This window comes from Paraburkholderia fungorum, assembly GCF_046027605.1.
GTDB classification, from domain to species: Bacteria; Pseudomonadota; Gammaproteobacteria; order Burkholderiales; family Burkholderiaceae; genus Paraburkholderia; species Paraburkholderia fungorum_F.
In genome coordinates this window covers 199,674-223,571 of the sequence record NZ_JAQQEF010000014.1, presented here as the reverse complement: position 1 = coordinate 223,571, position 23,898 = coordinate 199,674, and the positions used below count along the sequence as shown (strand labels likewise).

Below are 23,898 nucleotides of genomic sequence, written 5' to 3'. Positions count from 1 at the left end.
GGTCCGGTGTAATTCGCGCTCGGACGAATGATCTTGTTGTCGATCCGTTGCTCGATGATGTGCGCGCTCCAGCCTGCCGTGCGGGCGATCACGAAGAGCGGCGTGAACATCGCGGTAGGCACGCCCATCATGTGATACGAGACCGCGCTGAACCAGTCGAGATTCGGAAACATCTTCTTCGCGTCCCACATCACCGACTCGAGACGTTCGGCGATATTGAAGAGCTTGTTGTTGCCCGCTTCCTTCGACAGCTTCTTCGCGATTTCCTTTATGACCTTGTTGCGCGGATCGGAGATCGTGTACACCGGGTGGCCGAAACCGATCACCACTTCCTTGTTCTCGACGCGCTTGCGGATATCGGCTTCAGCTTCATCCGGCGTCTGATAGCGGGACTGGATTTCGAACGCGACTTCGTTCGCGCCGCCGTGTTTCGGGCCGCGCAGTGCACCGATTGCGCCGGTAATCGCTGAATAGATGTCCGAACCCGTGCCGGCGATCACGCGACCAGTGAATGTCGACGCGTTGAATTCATGCTCGGCATACAGGTTCAGCGACACGTGCATCGCGTCGACCCACGACTTTGACGGTTCTACACCGTGCAGCAGATGCAGGAAATGGCCGCCGATCGAATCGTCATCGGTTTCGACTTCGATGCGCTTGCCGTTGTGCGAATAGTGGTACCAGTACAGCAGCATCGAACCGAGCGAGGCCATCAGCTTGTCGGCGATATCACGAGCGCCCGGCAGGTTGTGGTCGTCTTTCTCCGGCAGCACGGTGCCGAGCACGGAGACGCCCGTACGCATCACATCCATCGGATGTGCGGCGGCCGGAATCCATTCCAGCGCGGCTTTCACATTCGCGGGCAGGCCGCGCAGCGCCTTGAGCTTGATCTTGTAGGCGGTCAGTTCGGCCTGCGTGGGCAGCTTTTCGTGGACCAGCAGATACGCGATTTCTTCAAATTCGCATGAGGTCGCGATATCGAGAATGTCGTAACCACGGTAATGCAGATCGTTGCCGGTCTTGCCGACCGTGCATAAAGCGGTGTTGCCAGCCGTCACGCCGGATAGCGCCACGGATTTCTTCGGTTTGAAGCCGCTTTTGGATTCGTTCTCGCCTTGTGCACCGGCGGTTTGCGTAGTCTCGCTCATCTCCCGCAATCTCCTTTGTGCCTGCTCAATGCTTCTGGTTGAATCGCGTATTCGACGCCTGTTTTCAACAAAGCCAAACGATGCTGCGATCCGCTGGCATGGCGGCACGCGTGGGCGCTGTGCAGCGCTGCCGCGCCGGTTGTAGCGTTGGCCGTCATGCTCATGATTCGGTTTGCCCGTTAGCGCCCACTTTCGTGAAGAGTGGTGCGGCGTCTTGCGGGACGGTGCGGCCAGTGGACTGCGCGCGACGCAGTACGGACCAGTAGTAGCGATAGCTTGCCCGGTCGTGCAGCGTGTCGTGATAGCGCGTCGGTCCCCATTGCGCCGACTGGGCAGCCAGCAGAATTTCGGTGGCAGTGACGATTTCCTCGTCACGCGGGGCAAACGCGGCGACGATCGCCTCGATTTGCGCCGGATGGATGCTCCACATGCGCGTGTAGCCGAACTCGTTGCGGGCGCGCGTGGCGTCATTCGCGACTACGCTCATGTCGCGAACTTCCGTGCTGACGTTATGCGACGGCACTTTGCCGTATGCATGGCAGGCCGCCGAGATCTCGAGCTTGGCACGCCGAACCAGCGGATGATCGAACTGACCGGGCGAGCGCATCGCGGTATCGGGAATCGCGCCGTCGTGCGCGGAAACGAAGTCCATTAGCCCGAAGCTCAGCGCTTCGACGCCCGGCAGCGCGGCCAGATCGAACACACGCGTCAACGCGCCATGGGTTTCGACGAGCAATTGCACCGGTACCGGCTGCGCAATGCCGAGCTCGCTGCGCGTCGCTTCGATGAACGCGACCATCTCGGCGGCATCGGGCACGTTGCGGATCTTCGGCAGGGTGATGTAAGCGGGCGCTCGCCTGGCGGCGCGCAGAATGAGGCGGACATCGTCGCGCCAGTGCGGATGATCGAAGTCGTGGATTCGCACGCCGACGCGGCCGAAATGGTCGTGCCCGCTGCCCAGCAGCGACGCGACCAGCTCCGCGTGTTCGGCTTCCCGGCCGACCTGCGCGCCGTCTTCACAATCGAGTGTGATGTCGAACACAGGGCCGAGTTGCTGCTGCAATGCCAGCGATTTCAGCATCAGCTTCTCGCTGCCGGCGTAGTGATCGCAGGCAGGCAGCACAGCGGGCGGCACTTCGCCGTCAAACAGCACTTCGGCGGGTGTGAGGGCGCGCATCTTCGGCGTCAGGGGCGTGGGTTGTGTTTAGAGAAAATCTGATGCGGATGCGTTCTGTTCGGTCACCGTCGAGCACCCGTTCAAAACGCGTTCGGATCAGATGTGAATGCCGGCATGGCGATCTGCGGAATCAGCCGCAGATTGCAGCGCCGCACCTGCATTCGCATGTAAAAAACCGGAGCCCGCTGCAGTGACGCTCCAGACCTGCCGCTTCGCACCAAGCCCCCTGAGAGGGGACCCCCCAATCCCCCAAGGGGACTTGCTTCGGGGCGGGGGGACTTTCTGCGCAGCGGAAAACCTGGAGCGGCCCGGCGTTTACTCACGAGTTCCGGTTCATCTGCCTCAGGCGCTTAGCCGAGCAGGTGTTGAACGCCTTCGCGCTCTTCAAGCAGTTCGTTCAGCGTGCCGTCCATCTTTTCGCGCGAGAACGCGTCGATTGCCAGACCTTCAACACGCTTGTATTCGCCGTTTTCACACGTAACCGGCACACCGTAGATGATGTCTTCCGGAATGCCATACGAACCGTCCGACGGGATACCCATGGTGACCCACTTGCCGTTCGTGCCGAGCACCCAGTCACGCACGTGGTCGATTGCAGCGTTGGCAGCCGACGCCGCCGACGACAGGCCGCGCGCTTCGATAATCGCTGCGCCGCGCTTGCCGACGGTCGGGATGAACGTGTTGCGGTTCCATTCTTCGTCGTTGATCAGCTTGGTGAGGTCTTGACCTTCAGCCGTTGCAACGCGGAAATCCGGGTACATGGTCGGCGAGTGGTTGCCCCACACTGCCAGCTTTTCGATCGAAGCGACCGGCTTGCCCGACTTGGCGGCCAGTTGCGACAGCGCGCGGTTGTGGTCCAGACGCAGCATTGCGGTGAAGTTCTTCTTCGGCAGATCCGGCGCCGACTTCATCGCGATGTAAGCATTCGTGTTGGCCGGGTTGCCGACCACCAGCACCTTCACGTCGCGGCTGGCGACTTCGTTCAGCGCCTTGCCCTGAACCGTGAAGATTTCGGCGTTTGCCGACAGCAGGTCTTTACGCTCCATGCCTTTCGAACGCGGACGTGCGCCAACCAGCAGGGCAACGTCGGCATCCTTGAATGCAACCTTCGGGTCGTCAGTGATCACGACACCCGACAGCAGCGGGAATGCGCAATCATCCAGTTCCATCACGACGCCTTTGACGGCGCCTTGCGCTTGCGGCAGGTCGAGCAGTTGCAGGACAACCGGCTGATCCTTACCCAGCAGATCGCCATTGGCGATGCGGAACAGCAGGGAGTAAGCGATTTGACCTGCGGCGCCGGTGACGGCAACGCGCTTTGCGGGCTTAGCCATTGAGAAATCTCCAGGACGATGCGTTAGACGCTAGGGAAAACGCCATTCTATATGCGCGTTCAGCGAAGCGTTGTGAAACACGGCGGAATTCACTGTTCGCGTACGGCCTCGAAATGTGCCGAGACTGTGCGGCGCTGCGGCAAGACCGCCATGCCGGAAACCTGTACTACAGCATGCCCCCAACCTGGCGCTTCGCGCCAGGTCCCCCGATGGGGCAAGAAAACCTGGGACGGCCCGATGTTTTCTTGAGAGAGCGGGGGCGGGGCATGTTGCGCCGGGTAGCCGCTGCACGGTGCGGGCTCCTGCAAACAGCGCGTTTCGGCAAGCGTCTGACCAACGAAGGGCGGCGGATCGAAACCTGGACTGCGTGGGAACGGCATGGTGCAGAGTGGCCGCCGGTGCGTTGCGGCGCTGTATTGCATCGTGCAAAACAGCCGCCGAAAACCCCGCAAACCCTTGCTCGACAAGGAGTGTAGGAGTCGTCTGGCACAAAGTCAACATTATCTTATGTCTTATATAAGACATATCTATTGCGGGGAAAACCCTAGACGCGGCCCGGCCCTTTATGATGAAATGCGCGGATGACTTCGAACCAGGCGAACACCGTGAATCCGAACGGCCAAGGGGCCGCCGGCGAGGGTGTATCCGCTGCCACACCCGCTACGTCGCCCACTTTCAGCCCCTTGTATCAGCAGATCAAGGGCTTGATTACGCAAAGCCTCGAAAGCGGTGAATGGAAACCTGGCGAGATCATTCCTAGTGAAGTCGAATTGGCGGCCAGATACAAGGTCAGTCAGGGAACAGTGCGCAAAGCAATCGACGAGCTTGCCGCCGACAACCTGCTGGTGCGCCGCCAGGGCAAGGGCACTTTTGTTGCGACGCACAACGAAGACCGCGCCCAGTTTCGCTTCCTCAGATTACTGGCCGATGACGGCGCGGAACACCCGCACGTCAGCCGCCTGCTTGAATGCCGGCGCTTGCGCGCTTCGGCGGACATCGCCCGGCAACTCGATCTGAAGCCCGCCGATCCGGTAGTGCTGATCAAGCGCTTGCTGCAGTTCGACGGCGAAGTCACCGTACTCGACGAAATCTGGTTGCCCGGCGCGGTGTTCCGCGGGCTCACGCTCGAGCGGCTGTCGGAGTATAAAGGTCCCCTCTATGCAATGTTCGAGACTGAATTCGGCACGCGCATGATCCGCGCAACGGAGAAGATCCGCGCGGTCGCAGCCGAGCCAGCGGTCGCCGATCTGTTGCACGTGCCGGCGGGTTTTCCGCTGCTGTCGGTCGAACGCGTGTCTTATACATATGGTGACCGGCCGGTTGAGGTGCGTCGTGGCTGGTATGTCACAACCGGGTATTACTATCAGAACGATCTGAGCTGAAGCGGGATGAAAAAAGGCGCCGCGTCCCACGCGCGCGCCTGTTTGAAGGCGCCTTTATCGCGCACGCTGTAACGGACCTGTCGTGGTTTTCGCTGCAGCGCGATATGAAAAGGCGCTAAAATTGCGGATTAGTGTGACTACATAGTAGGGGTCTAGCATGGCTGAAGCCGTAAAAAAACCGAGGCCGGAATTCCGGAACATCGGTATCGGGCAGATTTTGACGGCATACCGTCTCCCTCTAGCGGGGCGTGTGTCGATCTTGCACCGCTTAAGCGGTGGGCTGCTTTTTGTTTTTCTTCCGTTCCTGCTGTACCTCTTCGATCAGAGCCTGACTTCCGAACTTAGTTTCGAAGTCTTCAAGGGCTTCCTCTCCAACATCATCGTCAAGCTCATCACGCTCGTTCTCGCGTGGGCCTTCCTGTTCCACTTCTGCGCGGGTGTCCGTCACCTGTTCATGGACACGAGCCACGGCCTCACGACTAAAGAGAAGGGCAAGCAAACCTCCATCGTAGTGCTGGTCGTTTCGTCGCTTCTGACGATTGCTTTCGCGCTCAAACTCTTCGGAGCATTCTAAAAAAATGGCAGCTAATAACCGAATCGGTCCGAAGCGTCTCGTCGTTGGCGCGCATTACGGTCTGCGCGACTGGCTCGCGCAACGCATCACCGCTTGCATCATGGCGGTCTATACGGTGATCCTGCTCGCCTGGTTCTTCGGCGCGCGCGATTTCTCGTATGACGGCTGGGCGTCGATCTTCGCCACGCAATGGATGAAGCTCGCCACGTTCGTCACGCTGCTGTCGCTGTTCTATCACGCGTGGGTTGGTATCCGCGACATCTGGATGGACTATGTGAAGCCCGTTGGTATCCGCCTGTTGCTTCAGGCGCTGACGATCGTCTGGCTGCTCGCATGTGCGGGCTACGCTGCGCAGATTCTCTGGAGAGTGTAAAAGAATGGCTGCAATCAAGAATTCTCTGCCGCGTCGCAAGTTTGACGTGGTTATCGTCGGCGCAGGCGGCTCGGGGATGCGCGCTTCGCTGCAACTCGCGCGCGCCGGTCTGTCGGTTTGCGTGCTGTCCAAGGTGTTCCCGACGCGTTCGCACACGGTCGCTGCCCAGGGCGGCATCGGCGCCTCGCTCGGCAACATGAGCGAAGACAATTGGCACTATCACTTCTACGACACGATCAAGGGTTCCGACTGGCTCGGCGACCAGGACGCGATCGAGTTCATGTGCCGTGAAGCACCGAACGCTGTCTACGAACTGGAACACATGGGTATGCCGTTCGACCGCAATGCGGACGGCACGATTTACCAGCGTCCGTTCGGCGGCCATACGGCCAACTACGGCGAAAAGCCGGTGCAACGCGCCTGCGCGGCGGCTGACCGTACCGGTCACGCCCTGCTGCACACTCTGTATCAGCAAAACGTTGCGGCCAAGACGCAGTTCTTCGTCGAATGGATGGCGCTGGATCTGATCCGCGACGCCGACGGCGACGTGCTCGGCGTGACCGCGCTGGAAATGGAAACCGGCGACGTTTATATCCTCGAAGGCAAGACCACGCTGTTCGCCACGGGCGGCGCGGGCCGGATCTTCGCGGCGTCCACGAATGCGTTCATCAACACCGGTGACGGCCTGGGCATGGCTGCGCGTTCGAACATCGCGCTGCAAGACATGGAATTCTGGCAATTCCACCCCACCGGCGTGGCCGGCGCGGGCGTGCTGATTACCGAAGGCGTGCGCGGCGAAGGCGGCATTCTGCGCAATTCGAACGGCGAGCGTTTCATGGAACGCTACGCGCCTACCTTGAAGGATCTGGCGCCGCGGGATTTCGTTTCGCGTTCGATGGACCAGGAAATCAAGGAAGGTCGCGGCGTGGGTCCGAACAAGGATCACGTGCTGCTCGATTTGTCGCACATCGGCGCCGAGACGATCATGAAGCGTCTGCCGTCGATTCGCGAAATCGCCATGAAGTTCGCGAACGTCGACTGCATTAAAGAGCCGATCCCGGTTGTGCCGACCATCCACTATCAGATGGGCGGTATTCCGACGAACATCAACGGCCAGGTCGTGGGTACGTCGAAGGGTCACGAGGAAGTCGTCAACGGTTTCTACGCCGTGGGCGAATGCTCATGCGTGTCGGTGCACGGCGCAAACCGTCTCGGCACGAACTCGCTGCTCGACCTGGTGGTGTTTGGCCGCGCGGCCGGCAACCACATCGTCAAGCATGTGAAGGAAATCAAGGATCACAAGCCGTTGCCGGCCGACGCCGCTGATTTCTCGCTGGCGCGTCTGGACAAGCTGGAGAAGTCCTCGTCGGGCGAATACTCGCAAGACGTCGCGGCCGAGATCCGTTCCACGATGCAGGCGCACGCCGGCGTGTTCCGCACGTCGAAGCTGCTGGCCGAAGGCGTCGAGCGAATTCGCGAAGTGGCTGAACGTGTCAACAACATCTACCTGAAAGACAAGTCGAAGGTGTTCAACACGGCGCGCGTCGAAGCACTGGAAGTGGAAAACCTGATCGAAGTGGCACGCGCCACGATGGTTTCCGCCGAAGCGCGTAAGGAAAGCCGCGGCGCGCACGCGCAAGACGACTTCGAACATCGCGATGACGAAAACTGGCTGCGCCATACGCTGTGGTTCAGCGAAGGCGATCGCCTCGACTACAAGCCGGTTCATATGAAACCGCTGACCGTCGAATCGGTGCCGCCGAAAGCGCGTACCTTCTAAGGCACAAGTCAAAGGAATTCAGAAATGGCAAAGCGTACATTTGAAATTTACCGCTACGACCCGGATAAGGACGCAGCGCCGCGCATGCAATCGTACGAGATCGAGATCGACTCGCACGAACGCATGCTGCTCGACGCGCTCGTCAAGCTGAAGGCAGTGGACGAAACGCTGTCGTTCCGCCGTTCGTGCCGTGAAGGCGTGTGCGGTTCGGACGCAATGAACATCAATGGTAAGAACGGCCTCGCGTGTCTGACGAACCTGAACGATCTGCCGCAAAAGATCGTGCTGCGTCCGCTGCCGGGTCTGCCGGTCGTGCGCGACCTGATCTGCGACTTCACGCAGTTCTTCAACCAGTATCACTCGATCAAGCCGTACCTGATCAACGATACGCCGCCGCCGGAAAAGGAACGTCTGCAGTCGCCGGAAGAACGCGACGAGCTCGACGGCCTGTACGAATGTATTCTGTGCGCCAGCTGTTCGACCTCGTGCCCGAGCTTCTGGTGGAATCCGGACAAGTTCGTCGGCCCGGCAGGTCTGTTGCAAGCCTATCGTTTCATCGCGGATAGCCGCGACGAAGCGACCGGTGAACGCCTCGACAACCTGGAAGATCCGTACCGTCTGTTCCGTTGCCACACGATCATGAATTGCGTCGACGTCTGCCCGAAGGGCTTGAACCCGACCAAGGCGATTGGCAAGATCAAGGAATTGATGGTTCGCCGCGCTGTCTGAGATGGAAGAGTCTTCGCATCAGTCCGACCCTCTTCGCCGTGCGCGCCTTCGCTGGCGCGCACGGCGCGGCTTGCTGGAAAACGATCTGATCTTTGAACGTTTTTTCAGCCGATATGAGCATGACCTCAGCGATGCGGATGTAGGCGCTCTCACGCGCCTGCTCGAGCTGAGCGATAACGACCTGATGGACTTGCTGCTGGTCCGCAAGGAACCGGAAGGCGACCTTGCCGACCCGGATGTGATCCGGGTGCTGGAGTTGCTGCGCAACGCCTGAGCGCCGCTAATGTCTTGAGCGCCGCTTGTCCGTTGTTCCCAGGCGTGCAAATTATCGAAACCCTGTTTCCATACTTCGATTGAGGATGTGCTATGACCCCGTCAGATGTTAAAGCCACGCTATCGTTCAGCGATAACTCGCCGAGCGTTGAAATGCCGATCTACAAGGGCACTCTGGGCCCGGACGTGATCGACATCCGCAAACTGTACGGCCAGACCGGCAAGTTCACGTACGACCCGGGCTTCATGTCGACGGCGGCTTGCAATTCGGCGATCACCTACATCGACGGCGACAAGGGCGAGCTGCTGTACCGCGGCTACCCGATCGACAACCTCGCGGAAAACGCCGACTTCCTCGAAACCTGCTATCTGCTGCTGAAGGGCGAACTGCCGAACGTGCAGCAAAAAGAAGAGTTCGTGAAGACCGTCACGAATCACACGATGGTGCACGAGCAGATGCACTTCTTCTTCCGCGGTTTCCGTCGCGACGCGCACCCGATGGCAATTCTGGTCGCCGCAGTCGGCGCGCTGTCGGCGTTCTATCACGACTCGCTCGACATCAACAATCCGCGTCACCGTGAAGTGTCGGCGATTCGCATGATCGCGAAGCTGCCTACGCTCGTCGCGATGGCGTACAAGTACAGCATCGGCCAGCCGTTTGCGTACCCGAAGAACGACCTGTCGTACAGCGCGAACTTCATGCACATGATGTTCTCGAACCCGTGCGAAGAGTACAAGGTCAACGACGTGCTGGTGCGCGCGCTCGACCGTATCCTGATCCTGCACGCGGACCACGAACAGAACGCGTCGACCTCAACGGTTCGTCTGGCTGGCTCGTCGGGCGCGAATCCGTTTGCGTGTATCGCAGCCGGTATCGCTTGCTTGTGGGGCCCGGCGCACGGTGGTGCGAACGAAGCCGCACTGAACATGCTGGAAGAAATCGGCTCGGTCGACAACATTCCTGAGTTCATCAAGCAGGTGAAGGACAAGAACTCGGGTGTGAAGCTGATGGGCTTCGGTCACCGCGTCTACAAGAACTACGATCCGCGTGCGAAGCTGATGCGCGAAACCTGCCACGAAGTGCTGGAAGAGCTGGGTCTGCACGACGACCCGCTGTTCAAGCTGGCCATGGCGCTGGAAAAGATCGCGCTGGAAGACGAATACTTCGTGTCACGCAAGCTGTACCCGAATGTCGATTTCTACTCGGGCATCGTGCAACGCGCGCTGGGCATTCCGACGTCGATGTTCACGTGTATCTTCGCGATGGCACGTACGGTCGGCTGGATTGCACAGTGGAACGAAATGATTGCCGATCCGGAACAGAAGATTGGCCGTCCGCGTCAGCTGTTCATCGGCGATACGCAGCGTGAAGCGAAGCCGATTGCGCAACGTTGATCGATTGCGGTCTAGCAGGATTGAGAAGCCCCGGCAGTTGCCGGGGCTTTTTTGTTATTAGAAGCATCCCTGTCCTCATTAAACGCCCGGCGCTTCATGTGTCATGGGCGCTGCAACTTACCCATTCATATATCTGAGTCGATCCGTCGCGCCAATGCCGACGCCCTGAGGCGCACAATAAGTCCACAAATTCGTAGATCGCTTCCCCACCTCTAATTTGCCACCGTACACCTACTGCTTGTAATTAAAAAGCAGTTGTATGCGGCGAAGTTTCTTTGCGCCATTTAAACGACGATTAAGGTTGTTGGCGCAGGTTTTTATTGAAAAGCGAGGTGTGAAAATGAAGTCGAATCTGAGATGCGTGGCCGCGAAGGGACTATGTTCATTTTTCTTCGCTTCAGTTACTGGCATGCTCGATGCCAACGCGGCGGCAGGACCGTCACTGTCGGCAGATGTCGATACTGCGGAACTGTTGTCGCAGCGATATAACGTCACATACTACACTGGAACCAGTTGGGTTTCTTTGCCGGCAGGGGGTGGTAATGTTGTATTGGGCCCGCGGTTTTCAGCGGAAGGAGAAAGTCCCATTGTCTGGGGTTTTTACAAATACGGTATCGAATTAAAAGATAAAAACGGTCCGAACTCCACCTTTTACGTCTTTCTGTCGACAGATAAGGAACCTTGTATGGTTCATCAAACGTCTTCGTCGGATTATTTTTCGAACGAGACTTTAGGCTACGTTTACAGCATAACTACTCAATACACAAACCTTGCCACCTCGAATGTTCAGAATGCAAATGTGTCCGTAGCTTATCGAGTATGCAGCAAGCCAAATGTGATATCCATACGATTTTTCGACCCTATAACGAGCGGAATTCCGATTGGGATTGGCGCCCATGTCAATAATCAGACTGTAAGAATTTCAGAGACTTATATTCTTTTGAACACTGAGGGAATCTTGTATCCACAGTAATCGGATGAACATCTGAATGGAGTGCGGCCATGAGATCTCTCTCGATTTTTTTGATTGCTTTTGTGATACTGCTTGGGGTTGCGAGAAATACTTCTGCCCGGCCGGCGCAAATTCCCGAGTTTGTCTATCGGGCTGACACACGTGCTCCCAATGAGGTGAGGCGAGCTGGGGCATTTATCGCGAGAGGCGTTGATGCTTCGCGACCGGGAACGATTGCCGATCTCAGTCTTTACAATCATGCGACCGGACATGCGGGGCCCCAGAACGACTACTCAGGCTACGTCTCGACAACGAGCGATTTTATGCGGGGATACCGCTGGTTGTGGGATCTGGGAGGTGGGTTCCGTAGTGGCTATGTCTACACGATTCGTCCAACCGCAAACTTCGTCGATGTCAATGCCAGCTTAGGCCGATTCCTGGATCCGGTCATCCGGCAGGAAAATGAATGGGCTGCGATGGGGCGGATACATTGGTATCAAGTTGTCGGATGGCGCTCGGTAGCCGAGCCGCCGACAACACCAATGACGCCTAACCCCGAATACAATCCAAACCATATCGCATTCACGCTGCCGCCCGTTGCGGCTCAGCCGGAGCTAGCGCATTTTCCTCTCGGGCATGCGGCATGGAATGAAATGCCGTGGGTCGAATTTACGAATTGCGGGCGACCGCCAACGGGTAATAGGCAAAAACGTGCGGGATCTACGAGTGAGCAGTGCATCCCATTCGATAATGGGAACATGGACTACGCGTACTACACGGGATATTTGTCGGCGCTCAGTTCGACATTGTGTGGTGGCTCTTGTCTCGAAGGAGATCGAAGCTTTAATCAGCATGAGGATTTCGACTCGGCGATAACCTTCCTGTACGATCACGGTACCCAGCGCGAATGCGATTACGGTAGGGAGGAGATCCCGGAGAGTATCGCGGAAATATATAATAAAAGTTTATGTAGCCGTATGCAGATTGACGATAAGCTTCGCGTTAGAGAAGGGTATCTTCTGAAAAGTGCGGATTCGACCTGTATGGTGATAGCAACCCCGGACACGCAGTATACAACCGGGGAAATATGTCAGCCGTCGGGCAGAAACGTATTTGAAACTGATAATCCAGTACCTGGGTGTCCGGCAGGTTATAAGTTTGCGACGGCGGAAGATGTTGAAATAAATTCGAGTATTTGCTTCACGCAAATGGATATATACAGCATTGCCAGACTGGATGGCGAAAATATTGTGTCCGGTAGCGAACGTGTTCCATGTGTGATTTCGAAGAGTACACGCGTAACTCAAAGCTCTCTATGCAAGAAAATCTCATACACGACACCTGAAGTCGTTGTTTCATCTCAGTCTCCCGAAGGCGCAGTGTGTTGGGATCGTTACGCACCCGTAAACGTTCAGCAGGCAATGGCAAATAAAACGGCTTTGTGCAATCTGGTCATTCACTCGCCGAGCGGTTCAAATGTAATTGGCCTGGCTGATGGCTGGTTCAATGCGGAGACCTGTAAGGTCTGGGCGTGGACGCCTCCGCAAAAACCCGTTTATACCTTCTGTAACAACGGCGTCGCCGAAGGGAACCGTTTTCTTTCGACCATGATTTTGGCAAGCGCTGGCGAAACATGTCCGTCGGGCTTTCAGCTGGCGTCGGAATCTGAGTTGCAAGCTGATCCGGGTATTTGCTACGGGACATTACCGGCGGGATCGACGGCGCGTCTGGCGAACTCGGCCTCGGTGACGATGTCGCCCGGCGCAAGTCCGACCACACCTCTGTGCACCACAAAGTCATCGGATCCGACGACGTTGACGATGGCCGTTTGCAAAGCCGTACTGCCTGTTCCCTAGGCGGGGTTAGCGCGCTCGGCCAGCCCGCGCCGGTCGGTTGCCGCGTCGCAATGCCGACGCGCTACCGCCTGGCGCACCGGCGAGCCCGATGCCGGCCTTGCAAGCCCCTGCCGGGTAACACCCATACAGGTATCGCCACTACCACCCAACTCCCTGTTTTTTATCGGTTTTTCCCCCGAGTCAGAGACCCCAGGCAGGGTTCTGCGTGGCATAATCGACCGACACAGTCAGCCCGCAGTCACTACTACCCCCGCATACCATGGCACAGACTCTCTACGATAAATTGTGGAACACGCACGTGATCCACACGGAAGAAGACGGTACGACGATTCTCTATATCGACCGTCACCTGCTGCACGAAGTCACCAGCCCTCAGGCGTTCGAAGGCCTGAAACTGGCTGCGCGCCCGGTGTGGCGTATCAGCGCGAATCTGGCGGTGTCGGATCACAACGTCCCCACCACGGATCGCAGGCACGGCATTGCCGATCCGGTCTCCAAGCTGCAGGTCGATACGCTCGACACGAATTGCGACGCCTTCGGCATCACGCAGTTCAAGATGAACGACCTGCGTCAGGGTATCGTGCACATCATCGGGCCGGAGCAGGGCGCTACGCTGCCGGGCATGACCATCGTCTGCGGCGACTCGCACACCTCCACGCACGGCGCATTCGGCGCACTGGCGCACGGCATCGGCACGTCGGAAGTCGAGCACGTGCTGGCCACGCAAACGCTCTTGCAGAAGAAGAGCAAGAACATGCTGGTGAAGGTCGAAGGCCCGTTGCCGCGCGGTTGCACCGCGAAAGACATCGTGCTGGCGATCATCGGCAAGATTGGCACGGCGGGCGGCACCGGCTATGCAATCGAGTTCGGCGGTTCGACCATCCGCGCGTTGTCCATGGAAGGCCGTATGACGGTCTGCAACATGGCGATCGAGGCAGGCGCGCGCGCCGGCATGGTTGCCGTGGACGACATCACCGTCGACTACCTGAAGGGCCGCCCGTTCTCGCCGGAAGGCGTCGAATGGAATCACGCGGTCGAGTACTGGAAGCAGTTCAAGTCGGATGACGGCGCGCAATTCGATCGCGTGGTCGAATTGAACGCTGCCGAAATCGTGCCGCAAGTCACGTGGGGCACGTCGCCGGAAATGGTCACCGCCGTGGACGGCCGCGTGCCGGATCCGGAACGCGAAAAAGACCCGGTCAAGCGCGACGCAATGGAGCGCGCACTGAAGTACATGGCGCTCGAACCGAATGCGCCGATCGAGTCCATCAAGCCGGATAAAATCTTTATCGGGTCGTGCACCAACGCGCGCATTGAAGACATTCGCGCCGCGGCATACGTCGTCAAGAAGCTCGGCCGCCGCGTCGCACCGAACATCCGTCTGGCCATGGTCGTGCCGGGTTCGGGTCTGGTGAAGGCGCAAGCGGAACGCGAAGGCCTCGACAAGGTCTTTACCGATGCCGGTTTCGAATGGCGTGAGCCCGGTTGCTCGATGTGTCTCGCGATGAACGCCGACCGGTTGGACCCGGGCGAGCGTTGCGCATCCACGTCGAATCGTAATTTCGAAGGTCGTCAGGGCGCCGGTGGCCGTACCCACCTGGTCAGCCCCGCGATGGCTGCCGCTGCGGCTATCGAAGGGCATTTCGTCGATATTCGCAAGCTTGGATAAATCGCATGATGAAGAACATGAATCGCACCACTCTATTGCGCCGCTTCGCACTCGGTACGCTGGCCGGGCTAGTGCTCGGTCTGGCCGGCTGCAACACGGTGCACGGATTCGGCGAGGACATGTCGCACCTCGGCAATTCGATCAGCAATCACGCTGACAAATAAGCGGTTTTTGATTTTTACCGGCAGTGCGCCGGGGGCTCTCCCGCCGCCACCCGCACTGTCCGGTCTTGAAACAGGCGCAAGCGTCATGGATAAATTCATCGTACACACCGGCGTCGTGGCGCCGCTCGATCGCGAGAACGTCGATACGGACGCGATCATCCCGAAGCAATTCCTGAAGTCGATCAAGCGCACGGGTTTCGGTCCGAACGCGTTCGACGAATGGCGTTATCTCGACCACGGCGAGCCGGGTCAGGACAACTCGAAGCGTCCGCTGAACCCGGATTTCGTACTGAACCAGCCGCGCTATCAGGGCGCATCGGTGCTGTTGGCGCGCAAGAATTTCGGTTGCGGCAGCTCGCGCGAGCATGCGCCGTGGGCGCTGGGGCAATATGGCTTTCGCGCGATCATTGCGCCGAGCTTCGCCGATATTTTCTACAACAACTGTTTCAAGAACGGCCTGCTGCCGATCGTGCTGACCGAACAGCAAGTCGATCACCTGTTCAACGAAACCAACGCGTTCAACGGCTTCAAGCTGACCGTCGACCTGGACGCGCAAGTCGTGCGCACGTCGGACGGTGGCGCTGAGTATCCGTTCGAAGTGGCGGCGTTCCGCAAGTACTGCCTGCTGAATGGCTTCGACGATATCGCTTTGACGCTGCGTCACGCGGACAAAATTCGCCAGTTCGAAGCTGAGCGGATCGCGAAGCAGCCGTGGCTGAATCACCGCATCGTCGGATAAACGAAAAAATCATCAAGGAAATTCGCATGAAGATCGCAGTCTTGCCGGGCGACGGCATTGGTCCCGAAATCGTCAAGGAGGCCGTGAAGGTCCTGAACGTGCTCGGCGAAAAGTTCGAACTCGAAGAAGCGCCGGTTGGCGGCGCGGGCTACGAAGCAAAGGGCCATCCCCTGCCCGATTCGACGCTCGCGCTGGCGAAAGAAGCCGATGCGATCCTGTTCGGCGCCGTGGGCGACTGGAAGTACGACTCGCTCGAACGCGCGCTGCGCCCGGAGCAGGCCATTCTTGGTCTGCGCAAGCACCTGCAACTGTTCGCGAATTTCCGTCCGGCAATCTGCTATCCGCAATTGACGGGCGCTTCGTCGTTGAAGGAAGAAATCGTTTCGGGTCTGGACATCCTGATCGTGCGGGAACTGAACGGCGACATCTACTTTGGCTCGCCGCGCGGCGTGCGTGAAGCGCCGGACGGTCTGTTCGCCGGCTCGAAAGAAGGCTTCGACACGATGCGCTATTCGGAGCCCGAAGTGCGCCGCATTGCGCACGTGGCGTTTCAGGCAGCGCAAAAGCGTGGCAAGAAGCTGACCTCGGTCGATAAGGCCAACGTGCTCGAAACGTCGCAGTTCTGGAAGGACGTGATGATCGACGTCTCGAAGGAATACGCGGACGTCGAGTTGTCGCACATGTATGTCGACAACGCGGCGATGCAACTGGTTAAGGCGCCAAAGTCATTCGACGTGATCGTCACCGGCAACATGTTCGGCGACATTCTTTCCGACGAAGCCGCCATGCTGACGGGTTCGATCGGTATGCTGCCGTCGGCCTCGCTCGACAAGAACAACAAGGGCTTGTACGAGCCGTCGCACGGTTCCGCACCGGATATCGCCGGCAAGGGCGTGGCGAATCCGCTGGCCACGATCCTGTCGGCCGCGATGATGCTGCGCTATTCGCTGAACAAGGCGGAACAGGCGGATCGCATCGAAAACGCAGTCAAGAAGGTGCTGGAGCAGGGTTATCGCACGGGCGACATTTTGACGCCGGGTTGCAAACAGGTCGGCACCGTGGCGATGGGCGACGCAGTCGTCGCCGCCCTGTAAGGCGCTTTGACGCGGACGTAGCGCAGCGGGTAGTTGCGTCGCCGCGCAGTCTTTAAAGCGGCCTTTAAAACGCGAATTGGCCTTGAAACAGGCCAATTCGCGCGTAATACGGACGATAGCGGCAGACGATCACGTCGCCGGATTCCGGTTTTCGTGTATATTGTAGCGATGGCACAGCGCTCCCAAATCTCCTCGATTTCCAAACTGCACGGCAAATCCGCCCGTGTGGTTGAGCTCGCCATTAGCACCAAATCGCTCACCAAAACGATTACCCCGAAAACGATCACGAAACGCTGATCGTCCGTCGTGCCCGCTCATCTTCCCCGCGCGGTCACTGCGGGCAAAGATGCGGGGAAGTCTCCATTCGAAGGGTATGAAGTCATGAACGTAGGTCTCGTAGGTTGGCGCGGTATGGTCGGCAGCGTCCTGATGCAACGCATGCAACAGGAAGGCGATTTCGACTTGATCGAACCGGTGTTTTTCAGCACCAGCAACGCGGGCGGCAACGCGCCGTCGTTCGCCAAAAACGAGACCAAGCTCAAAGATGCAACAAGCATCGAAGACCTGAAGAAGTGCGAAGCGATCATCTCGTGCCAGGGCGGCGATTACACGAATGAAGTGTTCCCGAAGCTGCGCGCAGCGGGCTGGAACGGCTACTGGATCGACGCGGCTTCATCGCTGCGCATGAAGGACGACGCGGTCATCATTCTCGATCCGGTCAATCTCGACGTGATCAAGAACGCGCTGGTCAAGGGCCAGAAGAATTTCATCGGCGGCAATTGCACAGTCAGCCTGATGCTGATGGCGCTGGGCGGTCTGTTCCGCGAAAACCTCGTCGACTGGATGACGGCCATGACTTATCAGGCCGCTTCGGGCGCGGGCGCGCAAAACATGCGCGAACTGCTGCAACAAATGGGCACGCTGTACGGCGCGGCCAAAGAAGATCTGGCGGATCCGTCATCGGCGATTCTCGACATCGACCGCCGCGTGCTCTCCGCCATGAACAGCGACCGTATGCCGACTGACCACTTCGGCGTCCCGCTCGCCGGCTCGCTGATTCCGTGGATCGACAAGGATCTCGGCAACGGCATGTCGAAGGAAGAGTGGAAGGGCGGCGCAGAAACCAACAAGATCCTCGGCAAGCCGGCCATGGGCACGCCGGGTTCGATCCCGGTCGACGGTCTCTGTGTGCGTATCGGCGCAATGCGCTGCCACTCGCAGGCGCTGACCATCAAGCTGAACAAGGACGTACCGCTGGACGAAGTGAACAGCATCCTCGCGTCGGGCAACGATTGGGTCAAGGTCGTGCCGAACGAGCGTGAAGCGTCGATGCGCGATCTGTCCCCCGCCGTGGTGACGGGCACGCTGACGGTGCCGGTCGGCCGCGTGCGCAAACTGGCGATGGGCGGCGAATATCTGTCGGCCTTCACTGTCGGCGATCAGCTGTTGTGGGGCGCGGCTGAACCGCTGCGTCGCATGCTTCGCATTGTGCTCGACAAGTAAAGTAAACTACGCGCTCACGACGCGTAGAAAACTCAAGAAGCGTCGCGCTTGCGCGGCGCTTTTTTCATTGTGTGCTCCGATTATCTTGTCTCTTCTCAACCGCAAAAAAGGGCTGCGCGCTGACGCGCCAGGAGTCCCGATGAACCTTCGACTCTCTTCCCTTCGGGCTATGTCTATGTATCGAGGTACGGGCCACTTGACGGTCGCCGCAGCTCTGACTTTTGCGCTGGCCAGCGTCGGTGTCGGCGCAGGCAACGCAGTAGCAGCGACGGGCGACGCCGCAAGTGCGCCGGAGGGCGCCTCCGTTTCCTATGCCGCCGGCAGTCAATATACGGTGAAGCCTGGTCAGTCGTTGAACGACGTCGCGATTGCCGTCACGCAGTCGCGCGATCGGGCGACGCTCGCACGCGCTTCGCGCGCGTTGTTCGATGCGAATCCGGGCGGCTTCATGAGCCATGACCCGAGCCGGATGCGCGTCGGCGCGGTGTTGACGATTCCGGCACTGGATGCGTCGGGGGCTCTGGTGGCTTCCGCGCCGGTTGCTGGGTCCGCGTCTGCTGCGCCATCGACCGCCGCGGCTGCGGCTGCTTCCACGCCGAGCGTGTCCACCGCACCTGCCGCACCGGGCACGGCGACGCCCAGTGCGACGGTCGGCGCCGCGAGCGGTGTGGCGCAGGTCAATGCCGCAGCAGCAAGCGCGGCAAGTGCTGCGGCGCGCGCTGCAGCGCCGTCCGCGCCTGCGGTTTCAGGGACGGCCAGTTCGGCGGCTGAAGCAAGCCCGGCAACGCCGGGGAGCTCGACGACGGCCGGTGCGGTCGCGACGGCGCCTGTCGCGGGCTCACAGGCCGCAAGCGGGGTGCCGGCCAGCGGCGCGCATGTCTGGTCGGGAGCGGTCCAGCCATCGGCCAGCGAGGCCGCCGAAGCTGCGTCAGCCGCTGCCGCAGCGGCTGCGCAAGCGACGGCTACGGCCACTGCGCAGGCGGCATCGCAACCGCGTGCTCAGGTGTCCAGCTTGCAGCAATTGCTTGCGCTGAAAAATCGCGTGCTGATGGAACTGCAGAAACACGGTATCGGCGGCTCAGCGGCCGTGACGGGCACGCGTCAGCCTACGCCCGCGCCTTCGGCGAACGGTGCGCAGCCGGCCGCTGGTGCTTCATCGGCGGCGGCTGTTTCGGGGCATGGTAGCGCGGCGATCTCCACGTCAAACGACGTCGGCATCTCGCAGACGAATTTGAGCGTGGCAGCGGCGATCGGCGCGGCATTGGTGGTACTGCTGGCGGCTTTGGGTCTGCGGCGGCGTAAGCGCGCCGCTGTTGCCGTGACTGAAGACTCGCTGGCGCAGGACGCCGCGGCGGCTTCCGCGCGTGCGGCCGAGCGGGAAGATATCGTTTCGACGCGCGAACACATTCCTGTGCGGGACGCGTCGGATGCGAGCGACGACGCGGCAGCGTATGGGGTGGCACTGTCCGCGGCTGGCCGTGAGGACGCGGAGCGTGAAGCTGCGGCGCGAGAAGTAGAGGCACGCGTGGCTGCGGAGCGCGAAGCGGAAATTCGCGCGGCGGCGGAGCGTGAGGCGGCGGAGCGCGTTGAAGCTGAGCGCGCGGCGGCAGACCAAGCGGCTCAAGGGCGTGCTGCAGCAGAACATGTAGTAGCGAAAGACGCGGCAGAAGAGCGAGCCTCAGCAGAACGTGAAGCCGCAGCAGAAGAGCAGGCCGCAACGGGAGAGCAAGCGGCAGCACGAGAGCAAACCACAACACAAGAGCAAACGGCAGCAGCACGCGAAGCCGAGGCTGGCGAATCGCACCCAAGCTCCCTCGCACAAGACCCCGACGCATCCCGGCACGTGTCGCCCGAAAGCCACGCGGCACCCGCATCGTATGAATCTGCGCAACCGCGCGCAGACATCGAACCGGCTGCCCACAGCGGCTCCCTGTCCGAACCGCTTCCCACCGCTCATCACGAAAACCTCGACGGAGCGACCACGGCAGCAAGTCTTGCAGCCGCCGCGGAACTGGGTGCTGAAGCTTTGCCGCTGACGTCGCTCGAACCGGTCAGCGAGACTTTCGAGCAAGAAGTGACTCCACACCGTCTGCAGTGGGACGACGAACCCGCCTCGAGCGCGTCGGCTGCGCCGCTGGCAGCGTCGACAAATGAGCTGCAGAGCCATTTCGACACTCCCGCACCGGTCATCGACTTCACGCCGCACGAGGCCGAGCCGCACACGACGTCGCCGTTCGGTCAGCCGTACATCGACACGTCGGCGCATTCTGTGCCCGGCACGTCTGTGCCGGCAGTGCCCGTGGTCCAACAGGATACGTCTCACGTCGACCCGGCAGATCAGCCGCCCCATGAGCCGCCGCAATCACACCGGCAGCCACATCAGCAAGCCGAAACCGCAACACCTGATGGCGCACCGAGCCTCGACCCGGCCCCTGTCGCGCAAACGCAACCCGTGCGATCCATTCCGACCGCGTTCCCGCGAGACGCCGTCGATGCCTTCGGCGGTCTGAACATGCCATTGCCGCCGCGCGTCGAATCGACCGAGGCAGGGGTGAGCGCACCTGAATCGCTGGCGACACAGCCGGTGGCCTCCCCGGGAGCCACCGCACAGCAAGCCGTGGTGCCTCACGATCCGGACGACGCCCCGCATATCTCCGACGAAATCTCCGCCGGCACCGCAGGCCACGCAGCCGTCGCGGGCCTTGGCGCGGCCGGCTTGGGCGCGATCGGCTTCGGCGCGTTGAAGCTCGATTTCGACCTTGAGTTGCCGCCGAGTCCGGCTCAGCCGTTGCCCGCCTTTACGCAAGCCGATCTCAGCCGCATTGCCCGCAACAAACTCGATCTGGCCGCGGAATATATCGACCTCGGCGATCTGTCCGGCGCGCGCCTGCTCATCAACGAAGTGATCGAGGCGAACGATCCGGCCACGCGCACCGAGGCCCGCGCGCTGCTCTCGACGCTCGCCCCGTTGTCGTGAAGCGGATTGCGCTAGGCGTCCAGTACGACGGCTCGGCATTCTGCGGCTGGCAGTCGCAGCCGCATGGCAAGACCGTGCAGGACGAACTCGAACGGGCGTTGTGCGAGTTCGCGCAAGTGCCTGTGCAGACGGTAGTGGCTGGCCGCACGGATACCGGCGTGCACGGCCTTGGCCAGGTCGTGCACTTCGACACTGAACTCGATCGCACGGATTTTTCGTGGATTCGCGGCACCAACGCCTTTCTGCCGAAGACGATCGCCGTGCAGTGGGCCAAGCCGATGCCCGACGCGTTCCACGCCCGTTTTTCAGCGTTCGAGCGGACCTATTACTACGTCCTGTACGTCCATCCGTTCCGCTCGCCGATGCAGGCCACGCGAGCCGGCTGGGTGCACACGCCGCTCGATGTCGACGCCATGCGGGCCGCCGCCGCCCACCTGATCGGCGAACACGATTTTTCGGCGTTCCGTTCGTCGCAATGCCAGGCGAAAACGCCGGTCAAGCTGCTCTATCAGATCGACATGCGCCAACAGGGCGACTTCGTTCATTTCCGCTTTCGGGCGAACGCGTTCCTGCACCATATGGTGCGCAACCTGATGGGCTGTCTCGTCGATATCGGCCGGGGACGTCATCCGGCTGAATGGATGGCCGAGGTGCTCGCCAGCCGCGATCGCGACTGTGCCGCGCCGACCTTCATGCCCGACGGCCTGTACCTGGCGCAGGTGGGCTATCCTGAGCAATTCGCCGTGCCCGCGCCGCAGACCGGCAGCGTGCCGTGGAGTACCGTATGGACCGAGCAAGCCCAAACATGAAATCAACCGAAAATCTGGCGGCCGACGCTAACGCCGGCACGCCGCAGCAAGCCGCACCGCATCGCACGCGTATCAAGTTGTGCGGCCTGTCGAAGCCGGAAGACGTCACCCACGCGATCGACCTCGGCGCCGACGCGATCGGCCTTGTGTTCTATCCGCCGAGCCCGCGTTCGGTCAGCGTCGCGCAGGCGGTCGAGCTGGTGCATGACGTGCCGCCGTTCGTGTCGGTAGTCGGCCTGTTCGTGAACGCAACGCACGACTGGATTCGCGAAGTCGTCAGCAACGTCGGGCTCAACCTGCTGCAATTCCACGGCGACGAAACCGCTGCACAGTGCGAATCCCTTGCTGGAGTTGCGGGTTTGCCTTGGTTGCGCGCGTTGCGAATCGCGGCGGATACTCAACCGGCTGATTTGGTAAAATCAGCACTTAACTATTCAGCAGCCAGCGGCTTTCTGTTCGACACCCATGTCGAAGGCTATGGCGGCGGCGGGAAGGTTTTCGATTGGTCACTTATTCCAGCAGAGCTCGCGCGTCGGGCCGTTTTGAGTGGTGGGTTGAACGCGCAAAACGTCAGTGATGCGATCCATCGCGTGCGCCCGTACGCGGTCGATGTCTCGAGCGGCATCGAAGTACCGGGCGCCAAGGGCGTGAAAGATCACGCCCGGATGGCGGCGTTCGTACGCGCAGTGCGCGCGGCAGACGCCGAATGATTCAGGCGGCACGGTTTTCTCATACGAAAACCGTGCGCCACACTGAGAAGAGTGATCACCATGTATAACTTGCCTGACGAAAGAGGCCATTTCGGCCAATATGGCGGCGTGTTTGTCGCCGAAACGCTGGTTCATGCGCTCGACGAGCTGCGTGCCGCGTACGAGAAATATCAGAAAGACCCCGAATTCGTCGCTGAATATGAGCGCGAACTTAAGCATTTCGTGGGTCGTCCGTCCCCGATTTATCACGCGCAGCGTTGGAGCGAAATGCTCGGCGGCGCGCAGGTTTTCTTCAAGCGTGAAGACCTGAATCACACTGGCGCTCACAAGATCAACAATGTGATCGGCCAGGCGCTGCTCGCCAAGCGGATGGGCAAGCCGCGCGTGATCGCGGAAACCGGAGCGGGCCAGCACGGCGTGGCGACTGCAACCATCGCGGCACGCTTCGGCATGGAGTGCGTGGTCTATATGGGCGAGGAAGACGTCCGCCGCCAGGCAGCCAACGTCTACCGGATGAAGCTGCTCGGCGCGACCGTCGTGCCGGTGTCGTCCGGCTCGCGCACGCTGAAAGACGCCCTCAATGAAGCGATGCGCGATTGGGTGACCAACGTCGAAAACACCTTCTACATCATCGGCACCGTCGCGGGGCCGCATCCGTATCCGATGATGGTACGTGACTTCCAGCGGGTCATTGGTGACGAGTGCAAGGTGCAGATGCCCGAGCTGGTCGGCCGTCAGCCGGATGCCGTGATTGCGTGTGTTGGCGGTGGTTCGAATGCAATGGGTATCTTTTACCCCTATATTGACGACGCTTCGGTGCAACTGATCGGCGTCGAACCGGCTGGCGACGGGATCGAAACCGGCCGGCACGCGGCTTCGCTGATCGGCGGCAGTCCGGGTGTGCTGCATGGCAACCGCACGTATCTCCTGCAAGACGAGAACGGTCAGATCATCGAGACGCATTCGATCTCGGCCGGTCTGGATTATCCGGGCGTCGGTCCTGAGCATGCATGGCTAAAAGACAGCAAGCGCGCGCAATATGTCAGCATCACCGACGAAGAAGCGCTTAAGGGATTCCACGATTGTTGTCGCATCGAAGGCATTATTCCGGCGCTGGAATCCAGCCACGCGCTGGCTTACGCCGCGAAGCTTGCGCCGACACTGCCCAAGGACAAGGTCCTTCTGGTCAATCTGTCGGGCCGCGGCGACAAGGACATGCATACGGTCGCTGAGCGATCGGGCATTCAGTTCTGAGCACCG

21 protein-coding genes are annotated in these 23,898 nt (G+C 60.1%); 18 read left to right on the top strand and 3 right to left on the bottom strand.

The features are described from left to right. From prpC to PQR53_RS23405, 3 genes are all read right to left on the bottom strand, one after another. Positions 1 to 1,148 (bottom strand): bifunctional 2-methylcitrate synthase/citrate synthase (gene prpC, locus PQR53_RS23415; protein WP_408459037.1); only part of this gene is annotated, 1,148 nt, incomplete at its 3' end. Between the two features lie 160 nt (positions 1,149 to 1,308). Continuing rightward, positions 1,309 to 2,325 (bottom strand): HpcH/HpaI aldolase/citrate lyase family protein, encoded by a 1,017-nt coding sequence (locus tag PQR53_RS23410; protein WP_408459034.1) that lies wholly within the window; start codon positions 2,323 to 2,325, stop codon positions 1,309 to 1,311. Between the two features lie 350 nt (positions 2,326 to 2,675). Further along, positions 2,676 to 3,659, bottom strand: coding sequence for a malate dehydrogenase (locus tag PQR53_RS23405; protein WP_154557955.1), 984 nt, complete (start codon positions 3,657 to 3,659; stop codon positions 2,676 to 2,678). Between the two features lie 581 nt (positions 3,660 to 4,240). Here PQR53_RS23405 and PQR53_RS23400 point away from each other — a divergent pair. The 18 genes from PQR53_RS23400 to trpB all read left to right on the top strand — a co-directional run bounded on the left by PQR53_RS23400 (position 4,241) and on the right by trpB (position 23,892). Then, positions 4,241 to 5,041 carry a GntR family transcriptional regulator gene (locus PQR53_RS23400; RefSeq protein ID WP_408459032.1) on the top strand — a complete coding sequence of 267 codons (801 nt, stop codon included), beginning with the start codon at positions 4,241 to 4,243 and terminating at the stop codon, positions 5,039 to 5,041. 157 nt (positions 5,042 to 5,198) lie between these two features. Further along, the gene (sdhC, locus tag PQR53_RS23395) at positions 5,199 to 5,615 is read left to right on the top strand and encodes a succinate dehydrogenase, cytochrome b556 subunit (protein ID WP_054034790.1); all 417 of its coding nucleotides are present in this window, start codon (positions 5,199 to 5,201) and stop codon (positions 5,613 to 5,615) included. Between the two features lie 4 nt (positions 5,616 to 5,619). Next, complete coding sequence (sdhD, locus tag PQR53_RS23390) at positions 5,620 to 5,988, top strand: succinate dehydrogenase, hydrophobic membrane anchor protein (protein ID WP_408459029.1); 369 nt, start codon at positions 5,620 to 5,622, stop codon at positions 5,986 to 5,988. A gap of 4 nt (positions 5,989 to 5,992) precedes the next feature. Further along, the gene (sdhA, locus tag PQR53_RS23385; RefSeq protein ID WP_323044595.1) at positions 5,993 to 7,768 is read left to right on the top strand and encodes a succinate dehydrogenase flavoprotein subunit; all 1,776 of its coding nucleotides are present in this window, start codon (positions 5,993 to 5,995) and stop codon (positions 7,766 to 7,768) included. Positions 7,769 to 7,792: 24 nt separating this feature from the next. After that, positions 7,793 to 8,497 (top strand): succinate dehydrogenase iron-sulfur subunit, encoded by a 705-nt coding sequence (locus PQR53_RS23380; protein WP_134963614.1) that lies wholly within the window; start codon positions 7,793 to 7,795, stop codon positions 8,495 to 8,497. A gap of 1 nt (position 8,498) precedes the next feature. Next, on the top strand, positions 8,499 to 8,771 hold the full coding sequence (locus PQR53_RS23375; RefSeq protein ID WP_179739516.1) for an FAD assembly factor SdhE: 273 nt from the start codon (positions 8,499 to 8,501) through the stop codon (positions 8,769 to 8,771). Between the two features lie 92 nt (positions 8,772 to 8,863). Further along, complete coding sequence (gltA, locus tag PQR53_RS23370) at positions 8,864 to 10,165, top strand: citrate synthase (RefSeq protein WP_408459024.1); 1,302 nt, start codon at positions 8,864 to 8,866, stop codon at positions 10,163 to 10,165. A gap of 340 nt (positions 10,166 to 10,505) precedes the next feature. Then, positions 10,506 to 11,138 (top strand): hypothetical protein, encoded by a 633-nt coding sequence (locus tag PQR53_RS23365; protein WP_408459021.1) that lies wholly within the window; start codon positions 10,506 to 10,508, stop codon positions 11,136 to 11,138. Positions 11,139 to 11,167: 29 nt separating this feature from the next. Beyond that, positions 11,168 to 12,973 (top strand): enterotoxin A family protein, encoded by a 1,806-nt coding sequence (locus PQR53_RS23360; protein WP_408459018.1) that lies wholly within the window; start codon positions 11,168 to 11,170, stop codon positions 12,971 to 12,973. A 259-nt stretch (positions 12,974 to 13,232) separates the two neighbouring features. Continuing rightward, positions 13,233 to 14,642 (top strand): 3-isopropylmalate dehydratase large subunit, encoded by a 1,410-nt coding sequence (gene leuC, locus PQR53_RS23355; protein ID WP_408459015.1) that lies wholly within the window; start codon positions 13,233 to 13,235, stop codon positions 14,640 to 14,642. A 5-nt stretch (positions 14,643 to 14,647) separates the two neighbouring features. Then, positions 14,648 to 14,806 (top strand): entericidin A/B family lipoprotein, encoded by a 159-nt coding sequence (locus PQR53_RS23350; protein ID WP_408459012.1) that lies wholly within the window; start codon positions 14,648 to 14,650, stop codon positions 14,804 to 14,806. Positions 14,807 to 14,891: 85 nt separating this feature from the next. Further along, positions 14,892 to 15,545 (top strand): 3-isopropylmalate dehydratase small subunit, encoded by a 654-nt coding sequence (gene leuD, locus PQR53_RS23345; protein ID WP_408459009.1) that lies wholly within the window; start codon positions 14,892 to 14,894, stop codon positions 15,543 to 15,545. Positions 15,546 to 15,571: 26 nt separating this feature from the next. After that, a complete protein-coding gene (gene leuB / locus PQR53_RS23340) occupies positions 15,572 to 16,639 on the top strand; it encodes a 3-isopropylmalate dehydrogenase (RefSeq protein WP_408459006.1) in 1,068 nt (355 codons plus the stop codon). Between the two features lie 381 nt (positions 16,640 to 17,020). Beyond that, positions 17,021 to 18,142, top strand: coding sequence for an aspartate-semialdehyde dehydrogenase (asd, locus tag PQR53_RS23335; protein ID WP_323047661.1), 1,122 nt, complete (start codon positions 17,021 to 17,023; stop codon positions 18,140 to 18,142). Between the two features lie 139 nt (positions 18,143 to 18,281). Continuing rightward, positions 18,282 to 21,119: a motility hub landmark protein FimV gene (locus PQR53_RS23330; protein ID WP_408459002.1), complete on the top strand. Its 2,838-nt coding sequence runs from the start codon at positions 18,282 to 18,284 to the stop codon at positions 21,117 to 21,119. Beyond that, complete coding sequence (truA, locus tag PQR53_RS23325) at positions 21,116 to 21,928, top strand: tRNA pseudouridine(38-40) synthase TruA (protein ID WP_408458999.1); 813 nt, start codon at positions 21,116 to 21,118, stop codon at positions 21,926 to 21,928. The genes PQR53_RS23330 and truA overlap by 4 nt, the downstream gene beginning before the upstream one ends. Further along, positions 21,925 to 22,638, top strand: coding sequence for a phosphoribosylanthranilate isomerase (locus tag PQR53_RS23320; RefSeq protein ID WP_408458996.1), 714 nt, complete (start codon positions 21,925 to 21,927; stop codon positions 22,636 to 22,638). Before truA ends, PQR53_RS23320 begins: the two co-directional genes overlap by 4 nt. A 60-nt stretch (positions 22,639 to 22,698) precedes the next feature. Further along, positions 22,699 to 23,892 (top strand): tryptophan synthase subunit beta, encoded by a 1,194-nt coding sequence (gene trpB, locus PQR53_RS23315; RefSeq protein WP_408458993.1) that lies wholly within the window; start codon positions 22,699 to 22,701, stop codon positions 23,890 to 23,892. Positions 23,893 to 23,898 lie beyond the last annotated feature (6 nt).